Below are 17,720 nucleotides of genomic sequence, written 5' to 3' on the forward strand. Positions count from 1 at the left end.
GACTCTCCCCATGAAACCCATCCAAGTAGGCCTGCTCGGCGCAGGCACGGTCGGCAGCGGCACCTTCAAGGTGCTCCAGCGCAACCAGGAGGAAATCAAGCGCCGCGCCGGCCGCGGCATCGAGATCACCATGGTGGCCGACCTCGACACCGCGCGCGCCCGCGAAGTGGTCGGCGACGGCGTCAAGGTGGTCGGCGACGCGCGCGAGGTCATCGCCAATCCCGACATCGACATCGTGATCGAGCTGATCGGCGGCTACGGCATCGCCAAGCAGCTCGTTCTTGAGGCCATCGCGGCCGGCAAGCACGTGGTCACGGCCAACAAGGCGCTGCTCGCGGTGCACGGCACCGAGATCTTCGCGGCCGCGCATGCCAAGGGCGTGATGGTGGCCTTCGAGGCCGCGGTGGCCGGCGGCATCCCGATCATCAAGGCGCTGCGCGAAGGCCTCACGGCCAACAGCATCCAGTGGCTGGCCGGCATCATCAACGGCACCACCAACTTCATCCTGTCCGAGATGCGCGACAAGGGCCTGGACTTCGCGACCGTGCTCAAGGAAGCGCAGCGCCTGGGCTATGCCGAAGCCGATCCCACCTTCGACATCGAGGGCGTCGACGCCGGCCACAAGGTCACGCTGATGAGCGCACTGGCCTTCGGCATCCCGGTGCAGTTCGACAAGGCCCACATCGAGGGCATCACCAAGCTGGCCGCGCAGGACATCAAGTACGCCGAACAGCTCGGCTACCGCATCAAGCTGCTGGGCGTCACCAAGCGCACCGCCAAGGGCATCGAGCTGCGCGTGCATCCCTCGCTGGTGCCGAGCAAGCGCCTGCTGGCCAACGTCGAGGGCGCGATGAACGCCGTGGTGGTGCATGGCGATGCCGTCGGCACCACGCTCTACTACGGCAAGGGCGCGGGCAGCGAGCCCACCGCCAGCGCGGTGATCGCCGACCTGGTCGACATCACGCGCCTGCACACGGCCGATGCCGCGCACCGCGTGCCGCACCTGGCCTTCCATCCCGATGCGCTGAGCGACCTGCAGGTGCTGCCGATGGCCGAGGTGGTCACCAGCTACTACCTGCGCCTGCGCGTGGCCGACCAGGCCGGCGTGCTGGCCAAGGTCACGGGCCTGCTCGCGACCGCCGGCATCAGCATCGACGCCGTGCTGCAGCGCGAAGCCGACGAGGTCGGCGGCGAGGGCTCGACCCAGACCGACCTGATCATCCTCACGCACGACGCGCGCGAAGGCACGGTCGACGAAGTCATGGCCGAGCTGCAGGCGCTGCCGACCGTGCTCGAGCCCATCGTGCGCATCCGCAAGGAAGAGTTGAAGTGAACTACCTGAGCACCCGCGGCCATCCCGACCGCAAGCGCTTCTGCGAAATCCTGCTCGAGGGCCTCGCGCCCGACGGCGGCCTCTACCTGCCCGAGCGCTATCCGCAGGTCGATGCCGCCACGCTCGCGAAGTGGCGCTCGCTGTCCTATGCCGAGCTGGCCTTCGAGATCCTGTCGCTCTACATCGACGACATTCCGCCGGCCGACCTGAAGGCGCTCTGCGCGAAGACCTACACCGCCGAGGTCTTCGGCTCCGAAGAGATCGTGCCGCTGCGCGAGCTCGAGGACGGCGTCTACCTCGAAGCCCTGTCCAACGGCCCCACGCTGGCCTTCAAGGACATGGCGATGCAGCTGCTGGGCAACCTGTTCGAGTACGAACTGGCCCGCCGCGGCGCCGAGCTCAACATCCTGGGCGCCACCAGCGGCGACACCGGCAGCGCGGCCGAGTACGCGATGCGCGGCAAGAAGGGCGTGCGCGTCTTCATGACCTCGCCCGACGGCCGCATGAGCCCGTTCCAGCAGGCGCAGATGTTCAGCCTGCAGGACGAGAACATCCACAACATCGCCATCACGGGCGTGTTCGACGACTGCCAGGACATCGTGAAGGCGGTCTCGAACGACCTCGCCTTCAAGCGCAAGTACCGCATCGGCACCGTCAACTCGATCAACTGGGCGCGGCTGTTGGCGCAGGTGGTCTACTACTTCGCCGGCTACTTCCAGGCCACGGCGAATGACGAGCAGCCGGTGAGCTTCACCGTGCCCTCGGGCAACTTCGGCAACATCTGCGCCGGCCACGTGGCGCGCATGATGGGCCTGCCGATCCACACGCTGGTGGCCGCCACCAACGAGAACGACGTGCTCGACGAGTTCTTCCGCACCGGCGTCTACCGTGTGCGCGGCGCCGCCGACACGCACGAGACCTCGAGCCCGTCGATGGACATCAGCAAGGCCAGCAACTTCGAGCGCTTCGTGTTCGACCTGGTCGGCCGCGACAGCGGCAAGCTGCGCAGCCTGTTCGTCGACGACCTGGGCCGCCAGGGCTTCTTCGACCTCAGCGCCGATCCCGCCTTCGCGCAGGCCGCGTCGCGCTTCGGTTTCCGCAGCGGCCGCAGCACGCACGCCGACCGCCTCGCGACCATCCGCGACACCGAGAAGCGCTTCGCCACCCTGGTCGACCCGCACACCGCCGACGGCCTCAAGGCCGCGCGCGCGCACCTGGCGCCGGGCGTGCCGATGGTGGTGCTCGAGACCGCGCTGCCGATCAAGTTCGCGGCCACGCTGGTCGAGGCGCTCGGCGAGGAGCCCGCGCGGCCCGCGAAGTTCGAGGGCATCGAGGCGCTGCCCAAGCGCGTGGTCAAGCTGCCGGCCGATGCCGAAGCGGTGAAAGCCTACATCGCGGAACACTGCGACTGAGCAAGCGAAAAGAAGGGGTGGCCGCGCGGCCGCCCCGGTCGGCAAATCAAAGCTATCCCCTGAATAGCATCGGAGACATCGGATGAAAGTGGTCGGCTTCGCCGGTTACTCGGGCGCCGGCAAGACCACGCTGGTCGAGCGGCTGATTCCCGTGCTCAAGCGCGCCGGACTGCGCGTGTCGGTGGTCAAGCACGCGCACCACAAGTTCGACATCGACCATCCGGGCAAGGACACCTGGCGCCACCGCGAGGCCGGTGCCTTCGAGGTGGTGGTCGCCTCCGACCGGCGGCTGGCGCTGATGCGCGAGTTCGAGACCCCGGTCGATCTGGACGTGCACCAGCTGATCGCCGAGCTCTACAGCGGCGCCGACTGGGTGCTGGTCGAGGGCTTCCGCCACAGCGACCTGCTCAAGATCGAGGTCTGGCGCACGTCCGGCGAGGGCGAGGATCCGCGGCCCTCGCTCTATCCCGAAGATCCCTTCGTCGTCGCGATCGCCGCCAACGCCGGCCTGCCGGTCCCGACCGAGCGGCCCGTGCTCGACCTCGACGACGCCGAGGCCATCGCGCGCTGGCTGATCGACAGCGGCGAGCGCTTCGACTACAACCCCGAGCACCATGGCTGACTCTCCCGCTGTTCCCTTCGCCGCCTCCTCGCGCCGGCCGCCGCTGCTGCCGCTCGACGACGCGATCGCCCAACTGCTCGCCAAGGCCCGGCCGGCACTGCCGTCCGAGCTGGTCAGCACCTTCGATGCCGACGGCCGCGTGCTGGCCGCGGACCTCGTGGCCGGCCTCACCGTGCCGCCGCGCGACAACAGTGCGATGGACGGCTACGCGCTGCGCGTGGCCGATTGCGCCGCGCCCGGCGCGCTGCTGAAGGTGGCGCAGCGCATTCCCGCGGGCACCGTCGGCACGCCGCTCTTGCCCGGCACCGCGGCGCGGATCTTCACGGGCGCGCAGATTCCCGAGGGCGCCGACGCGGTCGTGATGCAGGAAGACACCGCCGCCATCGCCGAGGAAGGCGGCCTGGGCAGCGTGCGCATCGAGATCGTGCCCGCGGCCGGCCAGTGGATCCGCCGCGCCGGCGAGGACGTGGCGGCCGGCGACGTGGTGCTGCGCAAGGGCGAGCGCCTCACGCCCGCCGCGCTGGGGTTGGCGGCCAGCATCGGCTTCGACCGGCTGCCGGTCGCGCGCAAGCCGCGCGTGGCGCTGCTGTCCACCGGCGACGAGCTCGTGATGCCCGGCGAGGTCGCGCCCGAGGCGATGAAGCCCGGCGCGATCTACAACTCCAACCGCTTCTTCATGCGCGCGCTGCTGCACCGGCTGGGCTGCGAGGTCCACGACCTCGGCATCGTGCCCGACCGGCGCGAGGCCACCATCGAGGCGCTGCGCGAGGCGGCCGACCACAACGACCTGATCATCACCACCGGCGGCGTGTCGGTCGGCGAGGAGGACCACATCCGCGCCGCGCTGCAGGCGCTCGGCGAGATCGAGCTGTGGTCGCTCTCGATGAAGCCCGGCAAGCCCTTCGCCTACGGCTCGATCCCGCGCTCGGGCCGGGGCGACGCGCAGGGCCACTGCCACGTCACCGGGCTGCCCGGCAACCCGGTGTCGAGCTTCCTGACCTTCCTGATGCTGGTTCGGCCCTTCCTGCTGACCCTGCAGGGCGCCAGCCGCGTCACGCCCGAGCCGGTGCGCATGCGCGCCGACTTCGACTGGCCGCGCGCCGACAAGCGCCGCGAGTTCCTGCGCGCGCGCCGCAATGCCCAGGGCGGGCTCGACCTGTTCGGCAACCAGAGCTCGGGCGTGCTGACCTCGATGGTCTGGGGCGACGGACTGGTCGACAACCCCTCGGGCCAGACCATCCGGGCCGGCGATCCGGTCGAATTCATTCCCCTCGCAGCCCTGCTGTCCTGACGCGCATGAAGGTCCATCTCCGTTATTTCGCCTCGGTGCGCGAAGCGCTCGGCAAGAGCGACGAAACCATCGACACCGCGGCGCCCACGCTGGCCGCGCTGCGCGACGAGCTGATCGCGCGCGGCGGCGCCTACGCCACGGTGCTCGCGCGCGGCCGCGCGCTGCGCATGGCGCTCGACCACACCATGAGCGACGAGGCCGCGGCCCCGCACGAGGGCTGCGAGGTCGCGTTCTTCCCGCCCGTCACGGGCGGCTGAGGGCCGCGTCCAGCGCCACCAGGCGCTCGCGCAGCGCGTCCGAGGCGCGCGTCATCGGCGAGCGCAGCTCGTCGCGCAGCGCGCCCTGGTGTGCCAGCAGGGCCTTCAGCGGGCCCGGATTGGCTTCCGTGAACAGGCCCTCGACCAGCGGCTGCAGCGGCTGCCACAGCGCGCGCGCCTCGGCCAGCCGGCCCTCGCGCAGCAGCGCGATCAGCCGCACGAAGCGCGCCGTCTGCACGTGGCCGCTGGCCGCGATCGCGCCCACGCCGCCCTCGGCCACGGTGCCGAAGATCTGGCCGTCCTCGCCCGCGAGCACCTGCAGCCGGCCATCGGCGATCACGGCGCGGGTCTTGCCCGCGTCGCCGCCGCAGTCCTTGATGCCGCGGATGCGCGGGTTGGCGGCCAGTGCCAGCAGCGTGTCGCGCGCGATCGTGGCGCCGGTGCGGTAGGGGATGTCGTAGATCAGCAGCGGCGCGTCGCTGGCCTCGGCGATGGCGCCGAACCACTCGAGCAGGCCGGCCTGCGAGGGCCGGATGTAGTGCGGCGCCGGTACCAGCAGGCCCGCGAGCGGGCGCTGCGCGAGCCGGCGCACCCAGGCCGTGGTCTTGCCCAGGTGGTAGCCCGAAAGGCCCATGATCAGCGGCAGGCCGCCCGCGGCTTCGGCCACCGTGTCGAGCGCGGCGAGCTGCTCGGCCTCGTCGAGCGCCGCGGCCTCGCCGGTGGAGCCGCAGACCACGAAGCCGGCCACGCCATCGGCGGCCAGGCGGCGCGTGAGCGCGGCCAGCGCCGCATGGTCGAGCGCGCCGTCGCGAAACGGGGTCACGAGGGGAATCCACAGGCCCGAGAAATCGGGAATGGCGGTGGCGGAGGAGGAGGGATGGTTGGCGGGCACGCGGGCGTCCTTTCGACGATCGACCGATGGAAGGAACCATCGTCCGATGCGCGCGCAACCCATGCGGGGCCAGTGCCTGTGCCGGTTCCGTCGCTCATCCGACGACGGAACCGAAGCTCCGGTCAGACGAGCTTTGGTTTTTTGGCTTTGCCGCCCAGGCGCGCGCCGTTCGTGCCTTCGGTCGAAGGTGCGGGCGAACGTGCGGTCAGGGCGAACATGGGGCTGGAGTTTAGCCGCGAGCGCCGCGGTGCCACAATTTGCACATGGCATTTCCGCAACGCGTCACCATCCAGTCGGCCGATTTCGATCTCGGCGCCGAAGTCGCCGCCCTGCGCGCGAGCGACGCGCGCATCGGCGCCGTCTGCAGCTTCATTGGCACCGTGCGCGATCGCAACGACGGCGCCGATGTCGCGTCGATGGAGCTCGAGCACTACCCCGGCATGACCGAGAAATCGATCGAGGCCATGATCGACGAGGCCCACGAACGCTTCGACATCCTAGGCGTGCGCGTGATCCACCGCGTGGGCCTGCTGCAGCCGCTCGCGCAGATCATGATGGTGGCGGTGGCCTCGGCGCACCGCGGCGAGAGCTTCCAGGCCTGCGAGTTCCTGATGGACTACCTCAAGACCCAGGCGCCGTTCTGGAAGAAGGAGCAGACGCCCGAGGGCGCCCGCTGGGTCGATGCGCGCGTCGCGGACGACGCGGCGCTCGCGCGCTGGGGCATCAGCGCGTCGAACGCCTGAACGCGCTCACAGCGGCTTGAAGCCGCTCGACTGGATGATCCGCTCCCAGGTCTGCGTGTAGCTGCGCACGCGGCCCGCGAACTGGCCCTGCGGCTCGTAGCCGACCGTCAGGCCCAGCGTGGTGAGCTTCTGCTTCACGTCGGGCATGGCCAGCACCTTCTGCAGCGCCTCGCCGTACTTGTCGATGATCGGCTGCGGCGTGCCCACGGGCGCGAAGATGCCGTAGTAGGGCAGGTCCTCGAGGTTCGCGAAGCCCAGCTCGGTGAAGGTCGGCACGTTGGGCAGCAGCGCCTGGCGCTTGGCGCCGATCGAGGCCACGATGCGCAGCTTGCCGGCCTTGTGGTTCTCGATGAAGTCGGGCACCGAGGCGATGCCGGCCGTGATCTGGTTGCCCAGCATGTCGGCCGTCATCGGCGCGCTGCCGCGGTAGGGCGCGGGCTGCACGTCGATCTTGTACTTGTCCGAGATCATCTTCACGAGGAACTCGGGGATCGAGGCCGGCGCCGGGATGCCGATGGTCTCCTTGCCGCCCTTCTGCGTGCGCACCCACTTGACGTACTCGTCGATGCTCTTGGCCGGCGTGCCGCCCGACACCGCCAGCACGTTGGCGAAGGTCGCGAAGCCGGCCACGGGCACGAAGTCGGTGGCGGGATTGAAGCCCGGGTTCTTGACCACCTGCGGCAGGATCGAGATCGTGTGGTCGTGCGTGAGGAACAGCGTGTGGCCGTCGGCCGGCGAGGACTTCAGCACCTGCGCGGCGATCTGGCCGCCCGCGCCCGCGCGGTTCTCGACCACCACCGGCGCGCCGAGCTCGTCCTTGAGCTTCTCGCCCAGCGTGCGCGCGATCGCGTCGGTGCCGGCGCCGGCCGGGAAGCCGACCAGGATGCGGATCGGCGTGCCGCTCTGGGCCTGTGCCAGCCCGGCCATGCCCAGGGCAGCCGCGAGGAGGCCCACGCCGAGCGCGCGGCGCACCGGTTGGACGCGCTGCATTGAAAAAACCATGATCGACTCCATTCGAGAAGAGAGAAATGCCTACGGGCGGAAGGGTGCGGGCATCGTGCAATAGCCGTGCCCGCCACGCGGGCCCGGCCCGCAACCTTGAATCGTGCCCGAACAGCCCTATTTTGGATGCAGGAATACCACCATGCGACAAGACAAACTCACCACCAAGTTCCAGGAAGCGCTGGGCGACGCGCAGTCGCTCGCGCTCGGCAACGACAACGCCTACATCGAGCCGGCCCACCTGCTGGCCGCGATGCTGCGCCAGGACGACGGCCCGCGCGCGCTGCTCGAGCGCGCCGGGGTCAACGTGCCCGGCCTCGCCCAGGCCGCCGAGGCGGCCATCAAGAAGCTGCCCCAGGTGCAGGGCCACGACATCGTGCAGGTCGGTCCCGAGCTCGGCAAGCTGTTGCAGGCGACCGAGAAGGAAGCCCTCAAGCGCAACGACCAGTTCATCGCGGGCGAACTCTTCCTGCTGGCCGTGGCCGACAGCAAGAGCGACGTCGGCCGGATCGCCAAGGAGAACGGCCTCTCGCGCAAGTCGCTCGAGTCCGCGATCGACGCGGTGCGCGGCGGCCAGGGCGTGAACAGCGCCGATGCCGAAGGCCAGCGCGAGGCACTGAAGAAATACACGCTCGACCTCACCGAGCGCGCGCGCCTGGGCAAGCTCGACCCGGTGATCGGCCGCGACGAGGAGATCCGCCGCGCGATCCAGGTGCTGCAGCGCCGCACCAAGAACAACCCCGTGCTGATCGGCGAACCCGGCGTGGGCAAGACCGCCATCGTCGAAGGCCTCGCGCAGCGCATCGTCGCGGGCGAGGTGCCCGATTCGCTCAAGGGCAAGCGCGTGCTGTCGCTCGACATGGCCTCGCTGCTCGCGGGCGCCAAGTTCCGCGGCGAATTCGAGGAACGGCTGAAGACCGTGCTCAACGAACTCGCGAAGGACGAGGGCCAGACCATCGTCTTCATCGACGAGCTCCACACCATGGTCGGCGCCGGCAAGGCCGAGGGCGCGATGGACGCGGGCAACATGCTCAAGCCCGCGCTCGCGCGCGGCGAGCTGCACTGCGTGGGCGCCACCACGCTCGACGAATACCGCAAGTACATCGAGAAGGATGCCGCGCTCGAGCGCCGCTTCCAGAAGATCATCGTGGGCGAGCCCAGCGTCGAGGCCACCATCGCCATCCTGCGCGGCCTGCAGGAGAAGTACGAAGTGCACCACGGCGTGCAGATCACCGACCCGGCCATCGTGGCCGCGGCCGAGCTCTCCGACCGCTACGTCACCGACCGCTTCCTGCCCGACAAGGCCATCGACCTGATCGACGAGGCCGCGGCCAAGATCAAGATCGAGATGGACTCCAAGCCCGAGGTGATGGACCGCCTCGACCGCCGCCTGATCCAGCTGCAGATCGAGCGCGAGGCCGTGCGCCGCGAGAAGGACGAGGCCTCGCAGAAGCGCTTCGGCCTGATCGAGGACGAGATCGCCAAGCTGCAGAAGGAGATCGCCGACTACGACGAGATCTGGCAGGCCGAGAAGGCCCAGGCCCAGGGCAGCGCGCACGTGCGCGAGGACATCGACAAGATCAAGTTCCAGATCGAGGAATGGAAGCGCAAGGGCGACTTCAACAAGGTCGCCGAGCTGCAGTACGGCCAGCTGCCGGCGCTCGAGAAGCGCCTGAAGGAAGCCGAGGCCAGCGAGGCCAGCAAGGGCAAGTCGAGCGCGCACACGCTGCTGCGCACCCAGGTCGGCGCGGAAGAGATCGCCGAGGTCGTGGCGCGCGCCACCGGCATCCCGGTCGCCAAGCTGATGCAGGGCGAGCGCGACAAGCTGCTCGTGATGGAAGACAAGCTGCACGAGCGCGTGGTGGGCCAGGACGAGGCCATCGGCGCGGTCGCCAATGCGATCCGCCGCTCGCGCTCGGGCCTGTCCGATCCGAACCGCCCCACGGGTTCGTTCCTGTTCCTCGGCCCCACGGGCGTGGGCAAGACCGAACTCTGCAAGGCGCTCGCGGGCTTCCTGTTCGACAGCGAGGATCACCTGATCCGCATCGACATGAGCGAGTTCATGGAGAAGCACTCGGTGGCCCGCCTGATCGGCGCGCCGCCCGGCTACGTGGGCTACGAGGAGGGCGGCTACCTGACGGAAGCCGTGCGCCGCAAGCCCTACAGCGTGGTGCTGCTCGACGAGGTCGAGAAGGCGCATCCGGACGTGTTCAACGTGCTGCTGCAGGTGCTCGACGATGGCCGCCTGACCGATGGCCAGGGCCGCACCGTGGACTTCAAGAACACCGTGATCGTGATGACCAGCAACATCGGCTCGCCGATCATCCAGGCCATGGTGGGCAAGCCGGGCGAGGAGATCAAGGAAGCGGTGTGGGACGAGCTGAAGAACTACTTCCGCCCCGAGTTCCTCAACCGCATCGACGAGACGGTGGTGTTCCATGCGCTCGACGCGAAGAACATCGAATCGATCGCCGCGATCCAGCTCAAGGTGCTGCAGGCACGGCTCGCGAAGATGGACCTGGGCCTCGAGGTGTCGCCGGCGGCGCTGGCCGAGATCGCCAAGGTCGGCTTCGACCCGGTGTTCGGCGCCCGTCCGCTGAAGCGCGCGATCCAGCAGCGCATCGAGAATCCGCTCTCGCGGCTGCTGCTCGACGGCAGCTTCGGGCCGAAGGACACGATCGAGGTCACGACCGACCCGATCCGCTCGCCGGGCCAGTTCGGCTTCGCAAAAGCAGGAAATCCCGGAAAAACCGGGGAACCTGCGGCCGAACCCTCGGCCTAAGATGGAATGATGAACTTCATTCTTCGCGTGATCCTCGTGATGCTGGGCCTGGTCTTCGCGGCCAGCCTGGCAGTTGCCGTGGTGCTGCTGGCCGCGGTGTGGGGCGTGCGCTACGCCTGGGGCCGTCTCACGGGCAAGCCCGTGACGCCGTGGGTGATGCGCTTCAACCCGCGTTCGGGCTTCGAACGCTTCCGCAGCGCCGCCCAGCCGGCCGAGCCCTCGGCCGCCGACGTGGCCAATGCGCGCGCGCGTGGCGAGTCGGTGCGCAGCCCGCTGCTGCGCGAGCGCGGCGGCAACGTGACGGACGTGCAGGCCCGGCCCGCGACGCGCGGCGAGTAAGCAGCTGCAACACGGCTGCAGTTTTTTTCAGATCACGAAAGGCCGGCTTCGCGCCGGCCTTTTCCTTTCTGGCGACCCTCAGGCGTACAGCGCCTCGATCTCCCCCGCATAGGTCTTGTAGATGCTCGAGCGCCGCACCTTCATGGTGGCGGTGACCTCGCCATCGTCGTGGTCGAGTTCCTTGGTCAGAAGGTGGAAGCGCCGCACCTGCGCCACCTGCGCGAGGCGCGCATTGCCGCGCTGCAGCTCGGCGTCGATCAGCTCGCGCACGCGCGGCAGCTCGACCAGCGAACGGAAGTGCGTGAAAGCCAGGCGCTGCGCCTCGGCCCATTTGCCCACGGTCTCGTAGTCGATCTGCACCAGTGCCGAGACGAACTTGCGCCCCTCGGCGATCACTATGCATTCCTTGACGTAGGGGCTGGCCTTCATCGTGTTCTCGATCTCCGAGGGCGTGAGGTTCTTGCCGCCCGCGGTGATCATGATGTCCTTGAGCCGGTCGACGATGCGCAGCTGGCCGCCTTCCTCGGCCACCACGTCGCCGGTGTGCAGCCAGCCGTCGCGGATCGACGCGGCCGTGGCCTCGGGGTTCTTGTAGTAGCCACGGAACACCATCTCGCCGCGGATCTGCAGCTCGCCCTGGTCGCCCACGCGGTGCTCCACGCCCTCGGTCGCCGGCCCCACGGTGCCCACCTTCACCTGGTCGAGCCGGTGGCCGCTGACCATGCCGGTCGATTCGGTGAGGCCGTAGACCTCGACCAGCGGCACGCCCAGCGTGCGGAAGAAGCGCACCACGTCGGGCGGGATCGGCGCGGCGCCGGTCAGCGCCACGCTCGCGTTGCGCAGGCCGATGAAGTTCTGCAGCGCGCGCAGCACGCTCCAGTAGGCGAGGCCGAAGCGCAGCCGTTCACCCGGGGTCCACTGCGCGCGCGGCTTCTCGGCCAGCGGCGCGCAGGTGGCCAGCGCGCGGCGGTAGAGCGCCTGGCGCAGCCGGCCGGTGTCCTGCATCTTGATGCTGATGGAGGCGTGCAGCTTCTCCCAGATGCGCGGCACGCCGAGGAACATGGTGGGCGCGACCTCGCGCAGGTCCTCCTGCACGGTGCGTATCGATTCGCCGAAGTTGACCTGCGAACCCAGGTACAGCGGCACGAAGCTGGTCAGCATCTGCTCGGCCACATGGCACAGCGGCAGGTACGACAGGTGGGTGGTGCGCGCATCGAGCTGCAAGCGCTCGACGATGCCCGGCACCACGCCGCGGATGTTGCGCCACGAGATCATCGCGCCCTTGGGCGCGCCGGTGGAGCCCGAGGTGTAGATCATGAGGCCGATGTCGTCGAGCGACTGCGTGGCCAGCGCGGCGTCGACGCGCGCGTCGCCCTCGCGCGCCTGCAGCGCGGCACCGGCGGCCTCGAGCTCGGCGAAGCTCAGGATGCGCTCGCGCGCTTCGGGCCCGTAGCTCGCGAGGCCCTTGGTCTCGATCACGACGATGCGGCGCAGCCGCGGCAGCGTGTCGATGGCCTCGAGCACCTTGTCGGCCTGTTCCTGGTCCTCGCAGACCACGATCTCGATGTCGGCATGGCCGACCACGTAGGCCACCTCGTTGGTCGGGCTGGTGGGATAGACGCCCACGGTCACGGCGCCGATCAGGCCCGCGCCCATTTGCGCCAGCACCCATTCGACGCGGTTCTCCGAGATCACGCCCACATGGCCGCCGCGCGCCAGGCCCAGCGCCGCGAAACCCAGGCCGACGTGGACCGCGCGCCGGTGGTAGTCGGCCCAGCTCAGCGGATGCCAGATGCCGAAGTCCTTCTGCCGGATCGCGATGCGCGCACCCAGCGCGCGCGCCTGCTCGCGCAGCATCTGCGGCAGGCTTCGTTCGGGGAGGGGATGCGTCATGACAACCAGCGCTTGCGCCGCTTGTAGTGCTTCAACTCGCGAAAGCTCCTCGATTCGCCGGCACCGCCGACGCCCAGGTAGAACTCGCGCACGTCGGGGTCGGCCGCGAGCCGCTCGGCGCTGCCGTCGATCACGATCTTTCCGTTCTCCATGATGTAGCCGCTGTCGGCCACGGCCAGCGCGAGGCTGGCGTTCTGCTCCACCAGCAGCATCGACACGCCGCGCTCGGCGTTGATGCGCGCGATGATCCCGAAGATCTCCTCCACCAGCTTGGGCGAGAGGCCGAGCGAGGGCTCGTCGAGCAGGATCAGCTGGGGCTCGGCCACCAGCGCGCGGCCGATCGCGAGCATCTGCTGCTCGCCGCCCGAGAGGTAGCCCGCGAGGCCGCGGCGTCGCTCGTGCAGCCGGGGGAAGTAGGCATAGACGGCGTCGAAGTCGCGTGCCTGCGCGCCGCGGCCGGCGCGCGCGTAGGTGGCGGCCACGAGGTTCTCCTCGACCGTCAGGTCCTCGAACACGCGCCGTCCCTCCATCACGTGCGCGAGGCCGCGCCGCACCAGCTGCTGCGGCGCGAGCCGCTCGGTGGGCTGGCCGTCGAAGGCGATGCGCCCGGCCTCGAGCTCGCCGTCCTCGAGCGGCAGCAGGCCCGAGATGGCCTTCAGCGTGGTCGACTTGCCGGCGCCGTTGCTGCCCAGCAGCGCCACGATCTGCCCGCGCGGCACGGCCAGCGACAGGCCGCGCAGCACCTGCACGACCTTGTTGTAGACCACCTCGATGTTGTTGACCTCGAGGATGGGGCTGCCGCCGCCGGTGTTCATCGCCGCCGTCCGCTCACTTGTCGAGCGAGATCCAGTCGGATGCCGCCACCATCTTCTGCGCCTTCATGTCGGCGCGGTAGACGCGGCCCACCGGAATGGAGTTGCCCTTGATGGTGATCGGCACGCCGATCAGGCCGCCGGTGTCGAAGTCCTTGATGCTGTTGAGCGCGGCCTTGAGGTTCTTGCCGTCCAGCGGCTTGCCGGCGTCGAGGGTGCGCTTGGCGGCCTCGGTGAACAGCATGGCGGTGAGGAAGCCCTGGGTGTAGGCGGTGCTCTGGTACTCGGGGCGCAGGGCGCGGATCTTCTCGAGCATCGGCGCCTTGGCCGAGGTGTCGTAGTAGTAGCGGTAGGGCATGACGCCCATGAAACCGTCGCCGGCCTCGCCCATCTTCATGACGGTGGAGCTGTCCATGGTCCAGAAGGTGCCCATCCACTTGGTGGTCATGCCCATCTGCTTGCCCTGCTGCACGAACTCGGGAATGGGCGCGAGCACGTAGCCGTGGAAGATGGTGTAGTCGGGCGCTGCGCGGCGCAGCTTGATGACCTCGGTCGAGACGTCGACGCTGCCGGCGGGCGTCATGATCTTGACGGGCACCGTGAGGCCCAGCTTCTTGGCGGCGGCCTCGCTCGACTCGATGGGGTCGCGGCCGAACTCGGAGTCGGAATAGACGAAGGCCACCTTCGCGCCCGGCTTCTCCTTGGCGATATGGCGCAGCAGGATGCCGATCATCTCGGTGTAGTCGGGGCCGACCAGGAACTGGTTCGGGTACTTGGCCGGGTCGTTGAGCTCGGTGGCGAACGAGGCGCCGGCCATCAGGATCTGGCCGCTGCGGTCGAGCTCGGGGTTGATGGTCTTCGAGAAGCCGGTCGAATCGCCGTAGTAGAGGTTGACCTTGTTCTGGCTGGTGATCTTCTTGTAGGTGGCGACCGAGACGTCGACCTTGTAGCCGGTGTCCTCGGGCACATAGCGCAACTTGCGGCCCTTGATGCCGCCGCCGTCGTTGACGATCTTCACGTAGTCGGCGATGCCGGCGTTGATGCCGATGCCCGCGAAGGCGAACACGCCGGTCATCGGGATCGAGCCGCCGATGACGATGTCTTCGCCCGACTGGGCATACACGCTGAGCGGCGCTGCGAGCGCGGCGCCGGCGGCCACGATGAGTTCGCGGCGGCGCAGGACGGGGGTCTTCTTGTCGGATGCCATGCTTCGTCTCCTTGTCAGTTCTTGAAAGGCCACAGATGAAAGAAACGGCGGATGCGCCGCCACACTTCGGCGAGCCCGTGCGGCTCGAACACCAGGAAGCCGACGATCAGCAGGCCGAAGACGACCGTGCGCACCGGCGACAGGAAGACGGTCATCTCGTGGCCGCCCGGCAGCAGGTCGAACACCAGCTTGAGCAGCTCGGGCACCATGGTCATGAACACGGCGCCGAGGATGCCGCCGAGGATCGAGCCCATGCCGCCGACGATGATGGCGGCGAGGAAGAAGATCGACATCAGCAGCGGAAAGCTCTCGGGCGTGACGACGCGGAAGAAGTAGGCCCAGAGGCCGCCGGCCACGCCGGCATAGAACGACGAGAGGCCGAACGAGAGCAGCTTGTAGCGCAGCAGCGGAATGCCCAGCACTTCGGCCGAGATGTCGCGATCGCGGATGGCGATGAAGGCGCGGCCCACGCGGGTGCGAAACAGATTGGCCGCACCCAGCAGCATCAGCACGGTGATCGGCAGGATCAGCCAGTACAAACGGAACGAGGTGTCGAGTGCGATGCCGAAGAGCTGCGCGGGCGGCAGCGACAGTCCGGTGGTGCCGCCGGTGAGCTTGAGGTTGGCGAACAGGAAGTGGGTGATGAACGAGGCCGCGATGGTGGCGATGGCGAGGTACAAACCCTTGACCCGCAGCGAGGGAATGCCGACGACGAGCCCGCCCACCATGGCCACGACGCCGCCCGCGAAGAGGTTGAACAGGAAGGGCGTGCCGAAGCGGATCTGCAGGATGGCGACGGTGTAGGCACCGAGGCCCATGAACGCGGCCTGGCCCATGCTCACGAGGCCGGTGTAGCCGGTGAGGATGTTGAGACCGGTGGCGCTCGCAACGTTGATGGCGACGAGGCAGGCCAGGTAGAGCCAGTAGTCGCTGGCCATGAAGGGGAACAGCACGAGCAGGGCGGCGCCGATCCACAACCAGGTCTTCTGGGTGCGGGAGTCGAACAGTGCGGCGTCGGCGATGTAGCTTTGCTTGAGGGTGCCTATGCGCATCGGGTCACCTTTCGATGAGGCGCGAGGATGCGTCGGGGCGCGTGCACAGGACGCCGGGTACTTCCCTCCGCGAATGTCCCCCGCCCTTCGGGCTCCTCCTTTATTTCGCTGCGGGAAGCACCCGGCATCCTGTGCACGAGAAGCGCAGCGGTGGTGCGGCCGGTTCGACCAGCGTGTCCAGGCGCACGTCGATGGGGTACTCCCCGCAGCGAAATCAAGGAGGAGGCCGCAGGCCGGGGGACATTCGCGGAGGGGAGTACCCCGTCGGCGTGAGCCCACCCCGAACAAAGCGATCGTGTGAAAGAAGAGACCCTCATTCAGAGCCTCTCGATCTCATGCGTACCGAACAGCCCGTAAGGCCGGATCATCAGCACGATCACCAGCACCACGAAGGTCGCGAGCAGCTTGTATTCGCCGCCGAGGTAGGACCCGGCCAGCGCCTCGACCAGCCCGATGAAGAGACCGCCCACCAGCGCGCCGAGCACGCTGTCCAGACCGCCCACGATCACCACCACCAGCACCGAGAGGCCGAAGATCCCCATCGACGAGGAGATGCCGCCGATCGCGCCGACCACGATGCCCGCGACCGCCGCGATCATGGCCGAGGCCACCCAGGCCAGCGAGAACACGCGCGGCACGTTGATGCCCATCATGTAGGCCGCGCCCTGGTCCGACGCCGTGGCACGCAAGGCCACGCCGCCGCGCCAGAAGCGGAACAGCAGCAGCACCAGCACGATCAGCACCAGCGCTGCGAGCGCGCCGTAGGCCACCTTGGGCGCGAGGAAGGCTTCGCCCACCATCACCGGCGCGCTCGGCATGAACTCGGGCAGCCGGCGCTGGTCGGCGGTCCAGACGATCTCGACCAGGCCCACCAGCACAGAGGCCAGCCCCACCGTCACCATGAAGGCCGAGATCGGCGGTTCGCCCAGCAGCGGGCGGATCATCGTGCGCTCGATCACCGCGCCCAGCAGGCCCGTGCCCAGCACCGAGCCCAGCACCGCGAGCCAGATCGGCAGCGAGAAGGTCGCGGCGAAGGCGAAGAACAGGTAGGCGCCGATCATCAGCATCTCGCCGATCGCGATGTTGACCACCCGCGTGGCCTTGTAGACCAGCACGAAGGCCAGCGCCGCGAGCGCATAGAGCCCGCCGCCGGCCAGGCCGGTCAGTGCGATCTCGAACAGGTAGGCCCAATCCATCACGCCACCGCCGTTGCCGCGGTGGCCGCCGCCTGGCCGCGCAGCCTGCGCCGCAGCTCGCCCACGTCGCCCGCGCCCAGGTAGGCGCGCACCACCTCGGGATCGGCCTGCACCTGCGCCGGCGTGCCCTGCGCGATCACCTGGCCGAAGTTGAGCACCACCACATGGTCCGACAGGTCCATCACCATCCCCATGTCGTGCTCCACCATCAGCACCGTGATGCCCCATTCGCGCCGCACGTCGAGGATGAAGCGCGCCATGTCCTCGGTCTCCTCGCGGTTCATGCCGGCCACCGGCTCGTCGAGCATCAGCACCTTGGGGCGCATCGCGAGTGCGCGCGCCATCTCCACGCGCTTCTGCAAACCGTAGGGCAGGGCGGCCACGCTGGCATGGCGGATGTGGTCGATCTCGAGGAAGTCGATGATCCGCTCCTCGATATCGCGGCGCAGCTCGGCCTCCTCGCGGCGCGCGCGGCCCAGGTAGAACAGCGCATCGAACACGTTGGCCTTCAGGTGCACGTGGCGGCCGAGCTTGATGTTGTCGAGCACCGTCATGCCGCGGAACAGCGCGATGTTCTGGAAGCTGCGCGCCAGCCCGAGCGCGGCGCGCCTGGGCGCCGGCAGCCGCGTGATGTCCGCGCCCTCGAAGACCACGCGGCCGGCGGTTGGCCGGTAGAAGCCCGAGACCGTGTTGAACAGCGAGGTCTTGCCCGCGCCGTTGGGGCCGATCACCGCGGTGATCGAGCCGGGCTGCACGTCGAAGCCCACGCCGCTGAGCGCCTTCACGCCGCCGAAAGCCAAGGTGAGCGCCTCCACGCGCAGCACGGGCGCGGCGGCGCTTCCGTCGGCGGGCGAGGTGGCGCGCGGGCGCTCGGTGTCGGCGTGCAT

The 17,720-nt window shown here is 69.0% G+C and carries 16 protein-coding genes; 8 read left to right on the top strand and 8 right to left on the bottom strand.

All coding sequences use genetic code 11. The features are described from left to right. The first annotated feature begins 10 nt into the window (after positions 1–10). The 5 genes from R0232_RS12330 (at position 11) to R0232_RS12350 (ending at position 4,915) form a co-directional block, all read left to right on the top strand. On the top strand, positions 11–1,333 hold the full coding sequence (locus R0232_RS12330) for a homoserine dehydrogenase (RefSeq protein WP_431512268.1): 1,323 nt from the start codon (positions 11–13) through the stop codon (positions 1,331–1,333). Continuing rightward, positions 1,330–2,745 carry a threonine synthase gene (gene thrC, locus R0232_RS12335; RefSeq protein ID WP_431512269.1) on the top strand — a complete coding sequence of 472 codons (1,416 nt, stop codon included), beginning with the start codon at positions 1,330–1,332 and terminating at the stop codon, positions 2,743–2,745. Before R0232_RS12330 ends, thrC begins: the two co-directional genes overlap by 4 nt. An 82-nt stretch (positions 2,746–2,827) precedes the next feature. Continuing rightward, entirely contained in the window at positions 2,828–3,367 is a 540-nt protein-coding gene (mobB, locus tag R0232_RS12340) for a molybdopterin-guanine dinucleotide biosynthesis protein B (RefSeq protein WP_431512270.1), read from the top strand. After that, positions 3,360–4,658: a molybdopterin molybdotransferase MoeA gene (locus R0232_RS12345; protein WP_431512271.1), complete on the top strand. Its 1,299-nt coding sequence runs from the start codon at positions 3,360–3,362 to the stop codon at positions 4,656–4,658. The genes mobB and R0232_RS12345 overlap by 8 nt, the downstream gene beginning before the upstream one ends. A gap of 5 nt (positions 4,659–4,663) precedes the next feature. Beyond that, positions 4,664–4,915: a MoaD/ThiS family protein gene (locus R0232_RS12350; protein WP_057595854.1), complete on the top strand. Its 252-nt coding sequence runs from the start codon at positions 4,664–4,666 to the stop codon at positions 4,913–4,915. Here R0232_RS12350 and R0232_RS12355 read toward each other — a convergent pair. Then, complete coding sequence (locus R0232_RS12355) at positions 4,902–5,807, bottom strand: 4-hydroxy-tetrahydrodipicolinate synthase family protein (protein WP_431512272.1); 906 nt, start codon at positions 5,805–5,807, stop codon at positions 4,902–4,904. The two genes, R0232_RS12350 and R0232_RS12355, sit on opposite strands and share 14 nt — an antisense overlap. A 263-nt stretch (positions 5,808–6,070) precedes the next feature. Between R0232_RS12355 and R0232_RS12360 the strand changes: the two genes are divergently transcribed. Further along, positions 6,071–6,550 carry a molybdenum cofactor biosynthesis protein MoaE gene (locus R0232_RS12360; protein WP_431512273.1) on the top strand — a complete coding sequence of 160 codons (480 nt, stop codon included), beginning with the start codon at positions 6,071–6,073 and terminating at the stop codon, positions 6,548–6,550. A gap of 6 nt (positions 6,551–6,556) precedes the next feature. On the opposite strand, the gene R0232_RS12365 is transcribed toward R0232_RS12360, so the two are convergent. After that, on the bottom strand, positions 6,557–7,552 hold the full coding sequence (locus R0232_RS12365; RefSeq protein ID WP_093343468.1) for a Bug family tripartite tricarboxylate transporter substrate binding protein: 996 nt from the start codon (positions 7,550–7,552) through the stop codon (positions 6,557–6,559). 142 nt (positions 7,553–7,694) lie between these two features. Between R0232_RS12365 and clpB the strand changes: the two genes are divergently transcribed. Both clpB and R0232_RS12375 read left to right on the top strand, forming a co-directional pair. Next, positions 7,695–10,334, top strand: coding sequence for an ATP-dependent chaperone ClpB (gene clpB / locus R0232_RS12370; RefSeq protein ID WP_431512274.1), 2,640 nt, complete (start codon positions 7,695–7,697; stop codon positions 10,332–10,334). A 9-nt stretch (positions 10,335–10,343) separates the two neighbouring features. Beyond that, positions 10,344–10,673 carry a hypothetical protein gene (locus R0232_RS12375; protein ID WP_256222512.1) on the top strand — a complete coding sequence of 110 codons (330 nt, stop codon included), beginning with the start codon at positions 10,344–10,346 and terminating at the stop codon, positions 10,671–10,673. Positions 10,674–10,751: 78 nt separating this feature from the next. Here R0232_RS12375 and R0232_RS12380 read toward each other — a convergent pair whose 3' ends face one another. The 6 genes from R0232_RS12380 to R0232_RS12405 form a co-directional block, all read right to left on the bottom strand. After that, positions 10,752–12,566 carry an AMP-dependent synthetase/ligase gene (locus R0232_RS12380; RefSeq protein ID WP_431512275.1) on the bottom strand — a complete coding sequence of 605 codons (1,815 nt, stop codon included), beginning with the start codon at positions 12,564–12,566 and terminating at the stop codon, positions 10,752–10,754. Continuing rightward, positions 12,563–13,381: an ABC transporter ATP-binding protein gene (locus tag R0232_RS12385; protein WP_057595848.1), complete on the bottom strand. Its 819-nt coding sequence runs from the start codon at positions 13,379–13,381 to the stop codon at positions 12,563–12,565. Before R0232_RS12385 ends, R0232_RS12380 begins: the two co-directional genes overlap by 4 nt. Before the next feature lie 13 nt (positions 13,382–13,394). Further along, positions 13,395–14,585: an ABC transporter substrate-binding protein gene (locus R0232_RS12390; RefSeq protein ID WP_208511168.1), complete on the bottom strand. Its 1,191-nt coding sequence runs from the start codon at positions 14,583–14,585 to the stop codon at positions 13,395–13,397. A 14-nt stretch (positions 14,586–14,599) separates the two neighbouring features. After that, entirely contained in the window at positions 14,600–15,637 is a 1,038-nt protein-coding gene (locus tag R0232_RS12395; RefSeq protein ID WP_208511167.1) for a branched-chain amino acid ABC transporter permease, read from the bottom strand. Positions 15,638–15,954: 317 nt separating this feature from the next. Then, a complete protein-coding gene (locus tag R0232_RS12400) occupies positions 15,955–16,833 on the bottom strand; it encodes a branched-chain amino acid ABC transporter permease (protein WP_057595845.1) in 879 nt (292 codons plus the stop codon). Next, positions 16,833–17,720 (bottom strand): ABC transporter ATP-binding protein, encoded by an 888-nt coding sequence (locus tag R0232_RS12405; RefSeq protein ID WP_431512276.1) that lies wholly within the window; start codon positions 17,718–17,720, stop codon positions 16,833–16,835. The genes R0232_RS12400 and R0232_RS12405 overlap by 1 nt, the downstream gene beginning before the upstream one ends.

Source organism: Variovorax sp. DAIF25 (genome assembly GCF_050711835.1).
In the GTDB taxonomy this organism is placed as follows: domain Bacteria; phylum Pseudomonadota; class Gammaproteobacteria; order Burkholderiales; family Burkholderiaceae_C; genus Variovorax.